This window comes from Halorubrum sp. Eb13, from assembly GCF_002252895.1.
Classification (GTDB): Archaea; Halobacteriota; Halobacteria; order Halobacteriales; family Haloferacaceae; genus Halorubrum.
This window is the reverse complement of sequence record NZ_NHPE01000113.1, coordinates 1-2,301: the sequence shown is the minus strand read 5'-3', so window position 1 is coordinate 2,301 and position 2,301 is coordinate 1. Positions and strand designations below refer to the sequence as shown.

The 2,301-nt window shown below is 67.6% G+C and carries 2 protein-coding genes; both read right to left on the bottom strand.

Translation table 11 applies throughout. From position 1 onward, the window contains the following. Nucleotides 1–25: 25 nt before the first annotated feature. Nucleotides 26–994 (bottom strand): aldo/keto reductase, encoded by a 969-nt coding sequence (locus DJ75_RS12855; RefSeq protein ID WP_094524852.1) that lies wholly within the window; start codon nt 992–994, stop codon nt 26–28. 72 nt (nt 995–1,066) lie between these two features. Continuing rightward, the gene (gene trmB, locus DJ75_RS12850) at nt 1,067–2,119 is read right to left on the bottom strand and encodes an HTH-type sugar sensing transcriptional regulator TrmB (protein WP_094524851.1); all 1,053 of its coding nucleotides are present in this window, start codon (nt 2,117–2,119) and stop codon (nt 1,067–1,069) included. Nucleotides 2,120–2,301: the final 182 nt, after the last annotated feature.

Sequence of the window (2,301 nt, the reverse complement as noted above, 5' to 3'; positions counted from 1 at the left end):
GCCGGGAGTCCACTCCGGCCGCGAACTACTCGTGGCCGGAGACCCGGACGGGCTCGTACGGCTCCTCCAGCCACTCGACGTCCGACCCGGAGAGGTCGATGTCGAGGGCCTCGACCGCGTCCTCTAGGTGTTCGACGCTCGACGTGCCGACGATCGGCGCGTCGACGATGTCCTTGCCGGCCACCCACCGAAGCGCGATCTGCGCCATCTCCACGCCCTTCTCGTCGGCCAACTCCTGGACGCGCCGATTGATCTCCTCGCCGCCGCCCTCGCGGTACGGCCGCCCGAGTTCGGTCTCGTGCTCCCCGCGGAGCGTGGCGTCGTCGCGCTCGAAGGGCCGCGCGAGGTAGCCGGCGCCGACCGGGCTCCACGGGATCATGCCGATCCCCTCCCTCTCGCAGAGGGGAACCATCTCGCGCTCCTCCTCGCGGTACGCGAGGTTGTAGAGGTTCTGCATCGTGGCGAAGCGTTCGTACCCCTCGCGCTCGCTCGTGTGGAGCGCCTCGGCGAACTGGTGGGCCCACATCGAGGAGGCGCCGACGTACCGCACGTCGCCGCGCCGGACGGCGTCGTCGAGCGTCGCCAGCGTCTCCTCGATCGGCGTGTCGTAGTCCCAACGGTGGATCTGATACAGATCTATCGTGTCCATCCCGAGCCGGTCGAGGCTGTGCTGTAGCTCCTGTTCGATCGCCTTCCGCGAGAGCCCGCCCGAGTTCGGGTTCGACTCGTCCATCTCGCCGTACACCTTCGTCGCGACGACGAACCGGTCGCGGTCGTACTCCGCGAGGACGTCGCCGAGGATCGCCTCGCTCTCGCCGGTCGAGTAGACGTTCGCGGTGTCGAAGAACGTGACCCCGAGCTCGATCGCGCGCTCGACGAGCTCGCGGCCCTCCTCCTCGTCGAGCATCCACTCGTGCTCGCTCCCGAAGCTCATACAGCCGAGCGCCAGTTCGCTGACGGTCGTCCCCGTGTCGCCGAGCGTCGTGTACTCCATACGGATCGGGCGTCGGGATCATTAATAAATCGGACCGACTGCGCGGACTGAGAGTTAAAAAGGAATCCCGCCCTACAGCGCCGGCGGCTCGCCGCGACCGATGACGATCTCCTGCCCCTCCACGTCTTCGAGAGACGCGACCCGTCCCCCGATTTCGACGCGTCCGGACGTCGTCTCGACGACCAGCGAGGCGACCTCCTCGGACTCCTCGAACGCGAGGTCGACGACGCGGCCGCTGACGGTGACCGCCTCGCCGGTCTCGATGTCGCGTCCCTCGACGGTGGCGTAGAACCCCTCGCCGCCGAACTCCCTGACGTCCTTGACGGCGCGGCGGATCGACGCGTAGCGGCGCGGGAACGGGCGCGCCGCGCCGTCGGTGGCGAGAGTCTCCGCCGTCGTCCACAGCACGGTACCGAAGAAGCCGGAGACGAGGAACCCGAGCGCTGAGCGGTTGAAGATGACCCCGTAGCGCTCGCGGTCGTCGCGGAGCGCGTCCTGCGTGGCGTAAACGGAGTACTCACCGTCGGCGACCGCGAGGATGGGCGTGGTGATCCCGCGTCGCGCCCGTGCGATGGTCGACACTTCGAGGTAGTCGAACTCGTCCGGGTCCGGCGCTTTCGAGGCGGGAGTGACGAGGAGTTCGACGCTGACGCCGTCGGCCACCTTCGCCGCGAGTTCGTCGCGGAAGCGGCGAAGCAGACCGGGGGTCAGCGAGACGGCGAGCTCGAACTCCGCGCCGGCGATTATCTCCTCCAGGTACCGGAGTATCGTCGAGCGCGACTTCACGAGGGAGACGGCCTCGGTCTCCCGGGTCGGAGCGGTGTACCTCGCCTCGAGTTCGTCGACCATCTCCGCGAACGACGACCGGAGGTCGCCGAACGCGTCTTCCGGGTCGACGGCGACGATCTTCATCGGACGCGACTCGCGGAGCTCCACGAGCCCGCGGTCCGAGAGGCTCCGGACCGTGTCGTACACGCGCGGCTGCGGGATGTCCGTCCGGTCGGCGATGTCGCTCGCCGTCAGTTCGCCGTGCTCCAACACCGCGAGGTAGGCGTCGATCTCGTACTCGCCGAGGTTGAACCGGTCCCCGACGTGGTCGAGGGTGTCGCGGAGGTCGTCGGTCATATCGAGTACGATACGCCCCTCCGATATAGGTTTTTACTATGAGTCGAGTTGCACGCGTTTTCAGAGCGGGATCCCCCAGGGCGATCCGGTCGATTGGGTCGCCCCCAAATGTACGTCCGGTCGGCTGGGTCGCACTCACATGTACATCCGGTCGGCTGGGTCCATCGTGTTCAGATAAGGAT

Bases quoted from the DNA above. Each gene is read 5' to 3' on its own strand.
- DJ75_RS12855 (WP_094524852.1), bottom strand. From the start codon at position 994: ATGGAGTACACGACGCTCGGCGACACGGGGACGACCGTCAGCGAACTG.
- trmB (WP_094524851.1), bottom strand. From the start codon at position 2,119: ATGACCGACGACCTCCGCGACACCCTCGACCACGTCGGGGACCGGTTC.